Below are 14757 nucleotides of genomic sequence, written 5' to 3' on the forward strand. Positions count from 1 at the left end.
CGTCAACGTAGCACCACGGGGGCGAAAATGACATAGAGTAGGGCCGCCTGCTCAGCGGTGCGGTTCGACCGCCCCGAGCTAGTGGCGCTCTCGACGATGCGCCGCAATGTGGCCTGCGTATAAGGTGACACGGGGTATCTCCAGGTCGACGCTCATGCCCTCAACTATCTGCGTGACGAGCGGGCCCGAACGCGCAACAGCTTCGAGCAACGTTTCGCTGCCCAGCTTCAGGTACTCACACGCACAACCGGTCAACTGGACCAGCACTCTGCCATGCGAGGAGCGCACTGAAATCTCGTAGCCATTGCTCTCAGTCGGCGAGGGTGCCTGGACCGCGAGCGGGGGGCGCGGCGATCCAGGCCGCCCAATCACGGCTTGGCCTTTTCTAGCTGAGCGGACAGTTCATCCAGCACCGCGTCTTCCCCCATACCGAGTTCAGCGCCGGTCTGCGGATCGCTGGTCGGATCGGAAGCAGTGCGCACCGCCAGCGCGTCCACGGCAGCTTCTTCTTCCGCAGTCAGATTGACCGAAGCGTCACCACTGCCTCCGTCGACGGGGCACTGCGGCAGTGGGTCCTCGACGAAATCCCATTGCTCTCCCTGATTCCACGGCCCGCGCACATCGCTTCCCTTCGACATGTTGAAGTACACCTTCGTGAACTCCGGCATGCCGGGAAGCTTGCCGGGTGGGAAGTTCGGCGTGATCGCATAGAGCGCCTTCTCGAACGACTTCTGGTGCGCGATCTCGCGTGTCATCAGGAAGCCCAAGGCTTCTTTCACCCCCGGATCGTCGGTCAGGTTGATCAGTCGCTCATAAACGATCTTGGCCCGTGCTTCGGCCGCGATGTTCGAGCGCAGGTCGGCCGTGGGTTCGCCGATGCTGTCGACGTAAGCCGCGGTCCAGGGAACGCCCGCTGAGTTGACCAGCGCAGGTCCACCGCCATACAACACCTGCGTGAGGTGGCTGTCGTTGCCAGCGCCCGTGATGGTTCGATAGGCCTCTGCTTCCGAGTCGACGCCTTCGGCCAGCCTTCCTTTCGCGCCGCGGTTGAGCATGGCAACCATCGTACCGATCACTTCGAGGTGACTGAGCTCTTCGGTGGCGATGTCGAAGAGCATGTCCTTGCGGCCCGAGTCCTCCTCTGCGATGGCCTGTGTGAAGTAGCGGCAAGCGGCGGCGAGCTCACCCTGGGCGCCGCCGAACTGCTCTAGCATCAAGTTGGCCAAGCCTGGATTTGTTTCACTGACGCGCAAGGTGTACTGAAGACGTTTGTTGTGAGAGAACATGATGAAGCTCCATGGTGGGGGTGGATGGGTCCAGCTCAACTGAACTGGAAAATTAATCCTGGGCTTCATCCACGAGTCGATGCACGGCGGATGCGGACGGCATGCGTAGGAATCCACCCCGCAGGCCCCTGGGTTCTCCAACCAACGCCCGCCGTCGCTAAAACCGCAGGCGCGGGGATGCGGTAGTAGGAATGTTGTGGATCTGTTCCAACTGCCGCAGAACGAGGCGATTGCGCTGCGCCGTCTGAGAAGCCACGCAGTCCTTCGGCACGACCACTTCGAGGTCGCGCATCACCGCTTCGGAGGCAGTCACCAGAATGCACTGGTCGCTCGCCACGCCGGTGAGGATCAGCTGGGAAGCTTTGAGATGTTGAAGCAACAGCTCAAGAGGTGTGCCAAAGAAGGCGGACTGCTTGGGCTTGAGGACAAAGTAGTCCTCTTTGCTCGGCATGAGGAGTTCTGTAATCTTGGCGCCTCGGCCGCCGCCGCGATACGCATCGTCGATCAGCGTGCGGAGGTCGGACCGCCAGCGACCAGCGTTGTCATTCGCGTAGATGACCGGCACGCCGGCGTGGACCGCCCTCGCTTTGAGGCGAGCGATGTGAGGAGCGATTTGCGCGGCATAGCGCACCAGCTTTTCTCCATCTTCGAAATCCCAGCAACTGATCATGTCGATCACGAGCATGGCGAGGCCCCCGCTGGCTCTCTCCGTCGCCAGCCTTCCCGGCACCTTTGAACGAGCCCCTTCGGCGCGTTTATTGTCCGGGCGGGCCATCATGCCCCGAGGGAGGCTTGACATCGCCTCCATCCCTTCTGAAGACGCTCAACTGGCCGTCTGCTTCGAGGCGCGCGATGCGGACCTGCCGCAGCGACTCCACCCCCTGCTGCCGCAGCTTGCCCATCAGCTCGTCCGTCGAAATCATCTCCCGGCGCAGCGCGCGCTGATTCAGCTGCCCATGTCGCACCAGCACCGCAGGCAAAGGCTCGAGCAAGCGGGAGATTGGTTCGAATCTGTAGCTGAGCCAGTCGAGGACGAAGTTCCAGGCGATCAGCGTCCCCAGCAGCACCAAGCCGTCATTGATGGACTTGTATTCGCCTTGCATCGCATTGCTGGATGCGTCGGCAACCAACACCACGAAGAGCAGATCCGCCACGCCCATGGACCCGATGTCGCGACGCAGGACAAAGCGAAACACCAGAAGCAGGAACCAGTAGACCACGGTTCCCCGCACCACCATGTGCCAGACAGGAAAGTCTCGACCGAAAAGCGAAAGAAGCTCGTCCATTTCTTTACCCTAGTGCCGTGTCAAGAACCATCATCACGACGAAGCCGAGCATGAGCCCGCCTGTGGCGAAGGTCTCGTGGCCCTGCCTGTGCGATTCCGGAATGATCTCGTGACTGATCACGAACAGCATCGCTCCCGCGGCGAGGGCAAGGCCCCAGGGCAGCAGCGAGGGCGAAATGCTGGTCAGCGCGGCGCCGGCCACCGCTGCGACCGGCTCGACCAGCCCGGAGAGCACCCCCACGCCCGCCGCCTGCCATCGGCTGTAGCCCACGCTGCGAAGGGCGAGCGCCACGACCAGGCCCTCCGGCGCATCCTGGATCGAAATGCCGGTCGTCAGCGCACTGGCTCCCACGGGGTCGGTTCCTGCGAAGGCCACGCCGATCGCAAGGCCCTCCGGGAGGTTGTGCAGGATGATGGCGAACACGAAGAGCCAGATCCGCTTCATCGTTCGAGACCCTGGGCCCTCGGCCCCCTTGACGAAGTGTTCATGGGGAATGGTGCGATCGAGCGTCAACACCGCAAGGGCGCCCAGCAGGATGCCCGCTCCCACCATGGCGCCAGCCCCCCAATGCGAAGCTCCTTGTCCCTTGGCGGCTTGCAGCGCGGGGATGATCAGCGAGAACGAGCTTGCGGCGAGCATCACTCCGGCACCGAAGCCGAGCATGGTGTCGTAGACGCGCTGCGAAAACTGCTGCGAAAGCAGGACTGGGATGGTGCCCAAGGCCGTCGCGAGCGCCGCGATCCCTCCCCCGGCAAGCGCCAAGCGGATGGCAGGTGCATCGTCCATCGCCACCACGGCTTCGTAGCCCATCACGAGCATGCCGAACCCGACGATGCCGATGCCACTCCAGCGCCTCAGGCGCTTGCCCTTCGAGCCACGGTGTGAGATGGATAGAGGATTCAAGTGAAGAGGCCCGGCATCGCGAACAAGAAAAAAAATGAGCCCGGCCGAAGCCGGACTCCAATCTTCGGCACCCGCCGAAGACCCCAATTCATGCGGCTGCTTCCAGCGCAGGCATCCGGATCGATCACCTCCCAGGAAAAGGAAAGACGGGGACACCGGTCAAACATGAAATTCACGTAAACCGTGTCGAGACCGTGTAGGTCGAACGCTACCTATGAATAGCGAATGCTGGCAATCGCCGCGCTGCTCGCTAACGCACAGCGTCGTAGCCTCTGCGACTACACGCCGAGCTCTGCGTCGGCCCCTCACTGCTTGCTGCTGTTTCGTGCTCCTACGGATAGCAGCCTTGCATACCAAAGGATCAATATGCCAATCAAGACCCCTTCCGAACTATTCATCCACGATCTTTCGGATACCTATAGCGCAGAGAAGCAGATGACCCGCTCGCTTCCCAGGCTCGCCCGTGCGGCCACGGACCCTCAGCTGGCTCAGGCCTTCGAGGATCACCTCGAGGAAACGCGCGCGCAAGTCGAGCGGATTGAAGAAATCGCCGAGGCCCTTGGCCTGAAACTCAAGCGCATCAAGTGCGAGGGCATGGCCGGCCTGGTGGAGGAGACCCTGTCCATGGTCGATCAAGTTCAAGAAGGACCGGTGCTGGATGCAGCGTTGATCGGATCGGCCCAAAAGGCCGAGCACTACGAGATCGCGAGCTACACCTCGTTGATCCTCATGGCGATGAAGCTGGGCTATGCCCCGGCGGTGCCGCTGCTGCAAGCCACGCTAGCCGAGGAGCAAGCGACCGACAAGCGCCTCGGCGCCATGGCGGAGGCCAGCGCCATCGAACAAGCTGAAGCGACGAGCTGACCCGTTTCAAAGGATCAAGATGAAAACCCTATTTCGTACCGCCACGGTCGCAGCCGTCTTCGCCGTCACCTACGGTCTGAGCTCTGCGGTGTTGGCTCAGGCTAAGCTCGAGGCCGCTGACGCATCCATGCTCAAGGACATCGCGCAAGCGAGCATCGCGGAGGTAGAGACCGGGAAGGTCGCCGTCGAGAAAACGAACAGTGCGGACATCAAGAAGTTCGCCCAGATGATGGTCGAAGACCACACCAAAGGCCTGAGCGACGTGGGGTCCCTGGCCAAGAACAAGGGTGTAGAACTGCCCGACGGACCTGACGCGAAACACAGAGCAGCGATGCTGAAGTTCAAGGCGCTTCAGGGCGATGCTTTCGACCGTCAGTACGTGAAACAGGCTGGCGTCGATGACCACGAAGCGACCGAGAAGCTGCTCAAGAAAACCCAGGCCGAGGCAAAGGACCCTGAAGTAAAGGCGCTCGCAACAAAGATGCTGCCTGTGGTCCAGGGCCACTTGGCACATTCGCAGCGGCTTGCAGGTTCAGTGAAATGATAGTCGTCGCTGTCGAACGGTGGTGATGTTCGACGCCGGAGGGAGCGCTGACCAGAGCGATCTCGGCCCTCCGCGCGTTCGCTGGTCATTTTCCGAGGAGGGGGGCCGGATAAACCTCGGGTGGGGAGCCCTCATTCGAACGAGCTCTCTTTCGTAGGGATTCGATGTCCAGCGAGCATGCATTTGTTTACCGGGGCCACGCATTTCGGATTGAGCTTCGACCGAACGACGTGGCCAGTACCGGGCGAGTGTGGAGGTGGTTTCTCCTGCGCCATCCCTTGCGCCTCCCGCAAGGCATTGATCTTCATGCAACAGCAGCTCAGGCACTGCGGCATGGACGACAGCAGGCCATGCGTTGGGTGGAGGAGCGTCCTGTGGACTCACGCGCGCAGTCCTAGTGCACGGCTGGTCCAGAAGCGCTGAATGCGCCTAAGGGAGTACTGACGCCCAGTAATCGGGCTGGTCGCTAGCTCAAAAAATCGCAGAGCTGCGCGCTGACGCGCACAGGCTGTTCGTGGTGAAGCCAGTGGGTGCCGTCCTCCAGGCGCGAAAGAATGCCTTTCGCGCAATACTTCAGCGCTTCATCACCCAGGCCAGGCTCCAGCGCCGTATCCTGGTCTCCCCAGAGGATCAAGGTGGGAGCTTCAATTGGGGTTGAAATAGGGCGCCCGATGGCCATGGCGCGCTACCAATTCAGCATACTCGCAACCGCGTGCGGCTGGCTCCAAGCCTCGCAGTACGCCTCCAGCAACTCAGGGTCGAACGCATCGGGCTTGCTTGTGCGAGTCAGTGAAGCACGCAAGAGCGCGCACCGATTCGCGCCGAGCATTGTTTCGGGTAAAAAGGGGAGGTGGAAGAAGCCGACGTATGCGCTGCGAGCGAGTTGAAATGGATGCGACAGGGCGTAGCCGAGAAGACTCGCCGGGTGCGGTGCGTTCAGAATCGCTAGGCGCTGTACCCGTTGGGGGTCTCGCGCGGCAACGTGCCATGCAACGATCCCTCCCCAGTCATGGCCCACGAGCGCAAACTCCTGCGCATCCAATGCGTCTGCAAGCGCGCATATGTCGTCAGCCAAGACATCCAGTGCATAGGAACTGACACCGCTGGGCTTGTCGGACTGCCCATAGCCTCTTTGATCCGGAATTGCCACCCGCCAACCAATCGCGAGGAAAGGTTCTACGTATCGCTGCCAAGCCTGCCAAGTTTCTGGGAATCCATGCAGCAGGATCACGAGAGGGGGCGGTTTGGGGGCCGGCGGTGACGACATGCAGCGTGATGCCGTTTACCGATATCTGGGAGTGTTCCATGCCTGGTTCCAATCTAGAGCATAAAAGGAAGCGCCTGCATGCCTAAAGGGCCCGAGCGTCGAATGCCAACTTCCATTTCCGAATGCAGGCTCATGGGCCGATCTTAGGAGGGCCGCCATGGATGACATGCGCCGAGCGGATTCGAGAAGCTATGCCGGTGGCGGGATGCAGATTCCAATTTGGCCGTTTTTCACCACGCCAGCGTAGGATGTGGAAGCGTTCATGCGTGGGCTTGCGGCAAGGGTACGCACGCGCTTCCCGTCGATCTCAGCGAGGCGACAACCAAAGTTTGTCCTTCAGCAGATCGTTCAATTTGCTTACGCGAGCGCGCTCGCGCCACGGCGACAACCGGCTTCTTGAATCAGAAGGAGCCTTTCATGACCGACGACACCAAGAAGACTGCGTTGGACCGCAAGCTGATCTCGCTGGAAGAAAAGCACGAGGTGAGGTCCTGGACCGAAAGCCTTGGCTGCAGCGAGATGCAGCTGCGCGATGCGGTCAAGGCTGTTGGCAATTCCGCGCAGGAGGTGCGCGGGTACCTTGCTGAACGTAAGTAGGTAGTCGCCAAGAGCAGGGCCGGATAACCTGATTTTGTTGGAGCCGGCTCATGGCCGCAACCAAGAAGCTCGCGTCCTATCGGCAGAAGCGCGACTTCAAGATCACCGCGGAGCCCGCCGAAGGCGGGACGCCCTCGGCGGGCGCGCTCGGCTTCGTCATTCAGAAGCATGCCGCCAGCCGCCTTCATTACGACTTTAGGCTCGAGTTGGATGGCGTGCTTGTGTCGTGGGCGGTCCCCAAGGGCCCAAGCTTCGACCCCAAAGAAAAGCGCCTCGCCGTCCATGTGGAAGACCACCCTCTGTCCTACGCATCGTTCGAGGGCACCATTCCTCCAAAGCAATATGGCGCTGGAACCGTCATCGTCTGGGACAACGGGACCTGGGAGCCGATCGGGGATCCCCGCAAAGGCCTCAAGGCGGGCAAGCTCGTTTTTCGGCTTGATGGCCACAAGCTCAGGGGCCTCTGGGAGCTGGTGAACATCGCCAAAGGCGGCGAGCGCCAGGAACCGTGGATCCTGTTTAAGAAGAAGGACGAATTCGCGCGGTCGCACGCGGAGTTCGACGTCGTCAGCGCGCTGCCCGACAGCGTGTTTGCCAAGCCGCTACGCAAGCCAGCAGCACCCGAGACAACAAAGATCGCAGTGGAAAAAGCCGCGCTAACGAAGCCTGGCCGTGCCAAACAAGGGGCGACGGCGAAAGCGCCTCTCAGCGCTGGCAAGGCGCAGGTGCAGAAGACAGGTTCGCGCCTGAAGAGCAGCCGGAAGGCACTGCTGCCGGAAAAAATCGGCCCCCAACTTGCCACACTCGCCAGCGGCGTGCCGAGTGCCGGGGAATGGATCTACGAGATCAAGTTCGATGGCTACCGGCTGATGGCGCGGCTGGACAAGGGCAAAGTGCAGCTGATCACTCGCGGTGGTCACGACTGGGCCGCCAAGATGCCGCAACTGGTGTCCGAGCTGAGCGGGCTCGGTCTGCGCGGCTCATTTCTCGATGGAGAGATTGTGGTGCTCGGCGAGAACGGTGCGCCGGACTTCAACGCTTTGCAGAACGCCTTCGACCGGCGTCGTGGGGAAGATCGAATCGTTTTCTTCGTGTTTGATACGCCGTTCTTCGAAGGCGAGGACCTGAGGGAGCTGCCGCTCAAAAAACGCCGAGATCTGCTGGAAGCATTCCTCGCACACAAGGCTTCCGAGCACGTGCGGTTCAGCCAGGACTTTCCGGCCGAGCCGCATGCGATCCTCAGGTCCGCATGCAGCATGCAGCTCGAGGGAGTGATCGCTAAAAGAGCGGATGCACCCTATGTCTCCCGTCGTACGGAAACCTGGCTCAAGCTCAAGTGCAAGCTGCGGCAGGAGTTTGTAGTGTGCGGTTTTGTCGATCGCTCGGACAACGCTGCCCAAGTGGGCAGCCTGCTGCTGGGCGTGCACGACGAGAGCGGCCAGCTCGTATCCGCGGGAAGTGTCGGAACCGGTTGGAGCGTGGAAGAGTCGGCCGACATTCGTCGGCGCCTGGCTCGTCTTCAGGTTGAGGCACCGCCTTTCGATGTCGCACGAGCAGCTCCTGGACGCTGGTCCAAGCGCAAGGCAGGTTCCGAGCGATGGGTCCGGCCGACGCAAATCGCGGAGGTCAGCTTTGCCGAGTGGACGCCCGATGGGCAGGTGCGGCATGCTTCTTTCGTCGGCATGCGCTCTGACAAATCGGCCACCTCGATCACGCGCGAGACGGCCAAGGCGGTAGATGCGGCGCCAGCAAAAGCCAGCGGTAAGGCGCCAGGGGCCTCTGCCGGCGGCGTCACGGTCAGCCACGCGGAACGGATCATCGACGAATCCACAGGCGTCACCAAGCTGGACCTGGTCCGTTACTATGAGTCAGTGGCCGAGTTCATCCTGCCGCACCTCAAGGGCCGGCCCTGTTCTTTGGTGCGAGGCCCTGCCGGTGTAAAGGGACAGCTCTTTTTTCAAAAGCATGGAGAAAAGATCGGAGTCCCTGGCATCACGGAACTGCCCGAGTCGTTGTGGCCCGGGCACGCTGCCTTGCTGGAGATCTCAAACGAGAAAGCGTTGCTCGGTGCCGCTCAGATGAATGTCATCGAGTTTCATACCTGGAACTCGGTCGCCCGAACGATCAACAAGCCTGATCGCATGATCCTCGATCTGGATCCCGGCGAAGGAACGGCTTGGCAGCACGTGCAAGAGGCCGCGATCCTCGTGCGCGCGCTGCTAGGCGAGCTCGGCCTTCAGGCATGGTTGAAGACATCCGGGGGCAAAGGATTGCACGTTGTGGTGCCCCTAGCGCCTCGCTACGAGTACGAAGTGGTGAAGAGCTTCTCGCAGGCGGCAGTTCAGCACCTGGCCAAGACGATCCCATCGCGATTCGTCGCAAAAAGCGGACCCTCCAACCGTGTCGGGAAGCTGTTCGTCGACTACCTCCGCAACGGGCATGGCGCAACGACGGCTTCGGCTTTTTCTGTGCGCGCGCGTCCGGGGCTGGGCGTCTCTATGCCGATTGCCTGGGAGGACCTGGAAGGCCTGAAAAGCGGTGCGCAATGGGACGTCCGCACCGCGCGCGAGCATCTGTCGTTTCAACGGACTGACCCCTGGGCCGGCTACTGGAAGGCTAGACAAGCGCTCAGTCCCGCCATGAAGGCCTTGGGCTTTCGCTGACGTGTACTTTCACGGTGCTTTCTGCGGGTGCTCCGTTCGCAGAATGGCCTCACCTTTCAGCTAAGCTTGCCGCATGGCGGAGATGTCGCATTTCGAGATGGAGCAGGCCTTACGGCAGGCGGGTTTTGCGGTGCGCCCGTACCCGACCCCAGAGCGAGGTGTTCGATCCGCAGGATTTGCTCGCGGCGGACCAACTGCTCATCGCGGCCGGAACTGCTTGGGAGCACGAGATCGAGAGGCTCTATGCGCTGCTGCTACAGCAGAAGCATGCTCACGCCTACGAGGAATTCGCACGCGACTTTGATGAGCGGTGCACGATAGAGGGACTAAGCGCGGCGCTCGCTTTGCTCAACAGCGGTGTGTCTCACCGCTATACGGCTGTGTATCGAGCGGTCAACGATGCGATGGTCAATGTCGAGCTTGCTGACAAGCTCGGCGAGCCGCGTCCCGATTTTCTTGCGCAGGTTCCCGTCGCTTCGAGCTTCTGTCAATATGTCCTGCGAGACGCGAGTTTCCTGACCGCAAATTCGGATTCGGACTTGCGACTGAATGGACATCCTTACCAGGGGGTGATGCTCGCCTACTTCGGCGTGCCGACTTCAACGCTCAAGGCGAGGCAACTGGTACTGTGTGCCATTTCGATGTCATTAGCGAGGAGCTCCCCGTCAACCAAGTTGAGCGACTTCACGCCGCGGCCCGAGTGCTTTCCAAGTTCATACCGGACTAAGCCGGCGCTGCTCACGCAGTTGATCGGTCAAGGTCGAGCCGTTCCCCCTCATCGCCCCTCCCGAGCCAGCATTGGCCGAGCGTCCTACGTCCGCTCAGGCGAACCTCGCGCGTCGCCGGCCCCACCCGCCTCCTCGCTTGCCGAGGCGATCACTCACGGGGCCTCCTCATGCACGCAGCTTCTCTCTTTCGCACAGTCCTCGCTCTGGGCACCTTCATGCTGCGGACGCATCGGCGCAGCTGCCACCGGGCGACGGCCCCAACACGGTGTCCACCGTGATGCTCGAACCTTCGCCGGTCAAGTTTGATGAATTGCTGCTCTTGCAGCTGAAGCTGCCTCCTGGCTTCAAGGTCAATGTGTACGCCAAGGACATGCAGCATGTGCGCTGGCTGCAGGTGGCGCCCAACGGCGACGTCTATGCGAGCCGCCCCAGGCAGGCCGATGTGCTGCTGCTGCGCGACACCGATCGCGACGGAAAGATCGACGCGCAGCAGATCGTGGCGCAGAACATCAAGAACGTGCATGGGCTGCTGCTCAAGGACGGCAAGCTGTTCATGGCCAGCGACAAGAAGGTGCTGGTCGCCGATGTGCAGCCTGACGGCTCGCTGGCCCTGCCGCGGGTTCTTCTCGATGACCTGCCCCGACGGATCGCAGCATCCCTACCGCACGCTGGCTTCCGGTCCCGACGGCTTCCTGTACGTGACCGTGGGCTCGCAGTGCAACAACTGCGTGGAGACCAATCCCGAGGCCGCGACCGTGCTGCGCGTGCGGCCCGACGGCAGCGCGCGCAGCGTATACGCGCGCGGGCTTCGCAACACGCTGGGCTTCGCCTTCAGTCCGGTCGATGGCACGCTCTACGGCTTCGACCACGGCTCGGACGACCGTGGCGACGACGTGCCGCCCGAGGAACTCAACGCGATCCGGCCGAACCGGCACTACGGGTGGCCGTTCTGCTGGGGTGACAGGCAGGTCGACATGAAGCAGCAGAACGACCCGGAAGGATCTACGCGCGCCGACTTCTGCCCGACCACCGAGGCGCCGGCGCTCATGACCACGGCGCACTCCGCGCCCGTCGGGATGGTCTTCTACGGCGGCAGCCAGTTTCCCGCAGAGTACCGCCACAGCGCCTTCGTCGCGATGCGCGGATCGTGGAACCGGGGACAGCCCAGCGGCTACAAGGTGGTGCGGGTGTGCTTCGACGCGGCGGGCAAGCCGCAGTCGATCGAGGACTTCGTTACCGGATGGCTGATGCCCGCCGCGCCGGCCCACCTGCGCCAACCGGGCGCCGGACCGGCCGCCGAACAGGCGAAGGCGGCCCGGCCGGCACAGTTCGGACGGCTCTCCGGCCTGGCCGTGGCGGCCGACGGTTCCCTGCTGATCGCCGAGGACTAGAACGGCGTGATCTATCGCGCGAGCTACGCCCGCTGAGGAGCCGACCATGAACACCCGACACCTTCTCTGCCCGATCGCCGTGTGCGCTGTGGCCCTGCACGGCGCGTGCGGCGGTCCTCCCAACCCTTCGCACGACCATGCCATGCCGCGATGCCCGGCGCCAGCACACCGGGTTCGCTGCAGGGCGGTGCCGGCGCATCACAGCCCGATGCGGCGCCGCTGGCATCGGCGCGGCTTCTCACGCCATCGGGCAAACAGGCCGGCATCGTGCGCTTGCGCCGGCTGGCGGAGGCACCGCGGTGGTCCTCAACGCCAGCGTCGAAGGGCTCGCGCACGGCGTGCACGGCTTCCATGTGCACGCGCATGGCGAGTGCGCACCCGGGCCCGACGCAGCGACCGGCCTGGGTCGTCGATTTCGGCGCCGCCGGCGGCCACTTCGATCCCGGCAACTCGCGCAACCATGGGCGACCGGGCGACGACAAGGCCCATGCGCATGCCGGCGAGCTGCCGGCCCTCCAAGCGGACGCCGGCGGTCGCGCGGTGCTGCGCTACCTCAACACGAACCTCTCGCTGGACCGAGCGCCGACGTCGGTGATCGGCCGCAGTGTCGTCGTCCATGCGGATCCCGACGACTACACCAGCGACCCCGCGGGCAACTCCGGCGCGCGGGTGCTGTGCGGCGTGATCGAGGCCACGGCGCCGACCGCCGTTCACGCGCGTGCCACCCTCGAAGGCGCGTAGGTCTTCCCGGAAGGCATCGCGATCGATCCGCGCACCGGCGACGCCTTCGTTGGATCGAGTACCAATGGCGACCTGTTCCGCATCAGGCAAAGCGGCGCGAAGGCCGAGCTGGTGCAGGCCGGTGGTGCCGTGGGGCGGCAGGGCGCATTCGGCATGAAGTTCGATGGCAGCGGACGCCTGTGGATCGCGGGCGGACCCGGCGGCACGCTGGCCGCGGTCAACGTGACCGACGGGAGCACGCTGGCCGTGGCCAAGGCACCGCAGGACATGCCGAGCTTCCTCAACGACCTCGTCATCGCACGCGATGGCTCGGCCTACATCACCGACTCGTTCCGCCCGGTGATCTACCGGGTGCGCACCGGCGCCGGTGCGCGCGCGACGCTGGAGCCGTGGCTCGATCTGTCGTCCACGCCGCTGCGCTACCTGCCGAACAAGATCAACATCAACGGCATCGTCGCGTCGCCCGATGGTCGCTACCTGCTGTCGATCCAGCTCGCGACCGGCCAGCTCTGGCGCATCGATACCCGCTCGCGCGCGGTCTCGCAGCTGCGCGTGGACGGCGGCGAACTCACGGACGGCGATGGGCTCGTGCTCGCCGGTGGCAACGATCTCTACGTGGTCCGCAATGCGCACCATGAGCTCGTGCGCGTGGAACTTGCGCCCGACTGGAGTGCGGGTCGCGTCACGCAACGCATCACCGACACGCGCCTGCGCTATCCGACCACGGCGGCCGTGGTCCCGTCCGGCCTGATGGTGGTCAACGGGCAGCTCGATCGCCAGAAAAGCCCGCCGGCCGTGCTTCCCTTCGACGTGGTGACCGTCGCGATGCCGCGGTAGCACGGCTGCAAGTCCCGACTTCCTGGAGATCCGAATGACCAACGAACATGCTTTTGTCTACAGCGGCCACGCGTTCCGGCTGGTGCTCGAGCCGGACCCGCGCGGGCAATACCAGGTCGCGGTGGACTGGATGGCGCAGCCCGACCAGGCAACGCGGCTGCCCCAGGACGCCGATCCCTACGCGACCCCCGAAGAAGCGCTACGGCACGGCCAGCAGTAAGCCATGCGGTGGGTTCATGACCGCACGGGCGACGGTCAGGGACAGGCCTAGAAGGCTGCTCGGCAGGACTTTTCATCCATCTTTACCCACAGGAGACACCATGCCATCAACGAATCCGCAATCCCAGACCACCAACCCGAAGAGCGCCTCGGACATCGATCAACTGGCCCGCAAGCTCGACGCCACGCACGGGCAGGTCGAGGAAGCCATCCGCGCCGTCGGCTCGAACGCCTCGGACATCGAACTCCATCTCAAGGGATCGCGCGGCACCACCAATGCCGAGCGGACGGACGAGGCCGGCAAGGGCTGAACTCGTGAAGCTGGCGATGCGAGACTGAATATATTGCCGTGCATCGAGGTCCCCTCGGCTTTCTTGGCTTTCTTATTCGCGAGCAGGAACGCGCTTGTCCTACGTCCATGCCATCGCAAGCTTCAAGAATCGATCTCTTTCTGGAGGCCCGCCATGTACATTCGAAAGCCGCTTGCGCTTCTTTCACTCTCGCTGGTTCTTGTGACTCCTTTCGCAGGAGCACAGCAATCGTCCACCGGAAATCCCAAGGGATCGGTCGCTCCTGCCGCGGGAAATTCCACGCCCAAGGCCCAGGGCGCCTCGGGCCCGCGCGTCGACACGGGACGCGGCACCGAGCCATTGAGCAGCGAGCACGGTCCCGCCGAGGCGCGCACCGGCCAGAACCGTCCACCCGGCGGCGGTCCGAACGGCGGGTTGACGCGCACCAATCCTCAGGACACCGCTCTTTCGGACAATGGGCGCAGCGCCCAGGGATCGTCGGCGCGGCCGGTGCCGTCCTCGGAATCGAAGGAACGCGAGCGCAATCGGTAAGGGGACCGGGCGGGCCACGCAACTGCATGCGGTGCGGCCGCATCGTGCAGGCCCGGCTTGATCGTTGTGCCCACGGAGCGCCGCTTGACCCATGCCTTGCTGCTCTTGCAGCAGCTAAGCTATGCGCACACCCTTTGCGAATTCCAGCGCCTGCGCGAGCGCTGCGGTCGCGCGTCGCCATCGAGCAGCGAACTCGCGGGAATCTGTCGGCGAGTGAAGGAGTGCGAGCGGCGCTGGGCTCGATGCCGCGAGGGCCTGGCCGCCGCCGACATGGCGGCATTGCGTGTTTCAAGAGCGCTCGATCTGCAAATGCTCCTGGAGAGCGCTGATGCGAGGCTGAGTTCGTGGAGCGATGCGTCGAGCATGGACCGAATGCCGGCGTCGCATCTTTTCGAATGGGTCTCGCACGATTGCGAAAAACTCGAACTCGCCCAGCTCGAGGATGCGATGAGTCCCGCGGAGGCGGCGATCTACGTGCAGTCGCTCGATCGGCTTCAGGGGTGAACGGGCGAATCGTTCGGCGTCGTCGAAAGGATGCGCAGCGTGTGCAACAGCTCGGCCGCGTTCGTGCTATCGCTTGAGGATCGA

18 protein-coding genes are annotated in these 14757 nt (G+C 63.3%); 12 read left to right on the plus strand and 6 right to left on the minus strand.

What is annotated here, in order from left to right; genetic code table 11:
• Positions 1 to 368 precede the first annotated feature (368 nt).
• From R0232_RS42895 to R0232_RS42910, 4 genes are all read right to left on the minus strand, one after another.
• On the minus strand, positions 369 to 1286 hold the full coding sequence (locus R0232_RS42895) for a manganese catalase family protein (protein WP_395345100.1): 918 nt from the start codon (positions 1284 to 1286) through the stop codon (positions 369 to 371).
• 157 nt (positions 1287 to 1443) lie between these two features.
• Positions 1444 to 1971, minus strand: a complete 528-nt coding sequence (locus tag R0232_RS42900) for a cysteine hydrolase family protein (RefSeq protein ID WP_395345102.1) — start codon at positions 1969 to 1971, stop codon at positions 1444 to 1446.
• 70 nt (positions 1972 to 2041) lie between these two features.
• The gene (locus tag R0232_RS42905; protein ID WP_395345104.1) at positions 2042 to 2572 is read right to left on the minus strand and encodes a DUF421 domain-containing protein; all 531 of its coding nucleotides are present in this window, start codon (positions 2570 to 2572) and stop codon (positions 2042 to 2044) included.
• A gap of 4 nt (positions 2573 to 2576) precedes the next feature.
• Complete coding sequence (locus R0232_RS42910; protein WP_395347455.1) at positions 2577 to 3392, minus strand: ZIP family metal transporter; 816 nt, start codon at positions 3390 to 3392, stop codon at positions 2577 to 2579.
• Between the two features lie 450 nt (positions 3393 to 3842).
• Between R0232_RS42910 and R0232_RS42915 the strand changes: the two genes are divergently transcribed.
• A complete protein-coding gene (locus R0232_RS42915) occupies positions 3843 to 4340 on the plus strand; it encodes a ferritin-like domain-containing protein (RefSeq protein ID WP_431514664.1) in 498 nt (165 codons plus the stop codon).
• Positions 4341 to 4359: 19 nt separating this feature from the next.
• Entirely contained in the window at positions 4360 to 4884 is a 525-nt protein-coding gene (locus R0232_RS42920) for a DUF4142 domain-containing protein (protein WP_431513415.1), read from the plus strand.
• Between the two features lie 466 nt (positions 4885 to 5350).
• Here the strand turns inward: R0232_RS42920 and R0232_RS42925 are convergent, their stop codons facing one another.
• On the minus strand, positions 5351 to 5563 hold the full coding sequence (locus R0232_RS42925; RefSeq protein ID WP_431513416.1) for an alpha/beta fold hydrolase: 213 nt from the start codon (positions 5561 to 5563) through the stop codon (positions 5351 to 5353).
• A gap of 6 nt (positions 5564 to 5569) precedes the next feature.
• Positions 5570 to 6115, minus strand: coding sequence for an alpha/beta fold hydrolase (locus R0232_RS42930; RefSeq protein ID WP_431513417.1), 546 nt, complete (start codon positions 6113 to 6115; stop codon positions 5570 to 5572).
• A 453-nt stretch (positions 6116 to 6568) separates the two neighbouring features.
• On the opposite strand from R0232_RS42930, the gene R0232_RS42935 reads away from it, so the two are divergent.
• The 10 genes from R0232_RS42935 (at position 6569) to R0232_RS42980 (ending at position 14673) form a co-directional block, all read left to right on the plus strand.
• Positions 6569 to 6748, plus strand: coding sequence for a DUF3606 domain-containing protein (locus tag R0232_RS42935; protein ID WP_395345112.1), 180 nt, complete (start codon positions 6569 to 6571; stop codon positions 6746 to 6748).
• Positions 6749 to 6798: 50 nt separating this feature from the next.
• Positions 6799 to 9411 (plus strand): DNA ligase D, encoded by a 2613-nt coding sequence (gene ligD, locus R0232_RS42940; RefSeq protein WP_431513418.1) that lies wholly within the window; start codon positions 6799 to 6801, stop codon positions 9409 to 9411.
• A 158-nt stretch (positions 9412 to 9569) separates the two neighbouring features.
• A complete protein-coding gene (locus R0232_RS42945; RefSeq protein WP_431513419.1) occupies positions 9570 to 10445 on the plus strand; it encodes a hypothetical protein in 876 nt (291 codons plus the stop codon).
• A 323-nt stretch (positions 10446 to 10768) separates the two neighbouring features.
• A complete protein-coding gene (locus R0232_RS42950; protein ID WP_431513420.1) occupies positions 10769 to 11530 on the plus strand; it encodes a PQQ-dependent sugar dehydrogenase in 762 nt (253 codons plus the stop codon).
• Between the two features lie 363 nt (positions 11531 to 11893).
• Positions 11894 to 12271 carry a superoxide dismutase family protein gene (locus tag R0232_RS42955; protein ID WP_431513421.1) on the plus strand — a complete coding sequence of 126 codons (378 nt, stop codon included), beginning with the start codon at positions 11894 to 11896 and terminating at the stop codon, positions 12269 to 12271.
• 153 nt (positions 12272 to 12424) lie between these two features.
• A complete protein-coding gene (locus R0232_RS42960) occupies positions 12425 to 13108 on the plus strand; it encodes an SMP-30/gluconolactonase/LRE family protein (RefSeq protein ID WP_431513422.1) in 684 nt (227 codons plus the stop codon).
• 34 nt (positions 13109 to 13142) lie between these two features.
• Positions 13143 to 13328 carry a hypothetical protein gene (locus R0232_RS42965; protein ID WP_431513423.1) on the plus strand — a complete coding sequence of 62 codons (186 nt, stop codon included), beginning with the start codon at positions 13143 to 13145 and terminating at the stop codon, positions 13326 to 13328.
• A 100-nt stretch (positions 13329 to 13428) separates the two neighbouring features.
• Complete coding sequence (locus R0232_RS42970; protein ID WP_395345130.1) at positions 13429 to 13638, plus strand: DUF3606 domain-containing protein; 210 nt, start codon at positions 13429 to 13431, stop codon at positions 13636 to 13638.
• Between the two features lie 153 nt (positions 13639 to 13791).
• The gene (locus tag R0232_RS42975) at positions 13792 to 14169 is read left to right on the plus strand and encodes a hypothetical protein (protein ID WP_431513424.1); all 378 of its coding nucleotides are present in this window, start codon (positions 13792 to 13794) and stop codon (positions 14167 to 14169) included.
• An 84-nt stretch (positions 14170 to 14253) separates the two neighbouring features.
• Positions 14254 to 14673 (plus strand): hypothetical protein, encoded by a 420-nt coding sequence (locus R0232_RS42980; protein WP_431513425.1) that lies wholly within the window; start codon positions 14254 to 14256, stop codon positions 14671 to 14673.
• Positions 14674 to 14757 lie beyond the last annotated feature (84 nt).

The sequence above is a fragment of the Variovorax sp. DAIF25 genome, from assembly GCF_050711835.1.
GTDB lineage: Bacteria > Pseudomonadota > Gammaproteobacteria > Burkholderiales > Burkholderiaceae_C > Variovorax.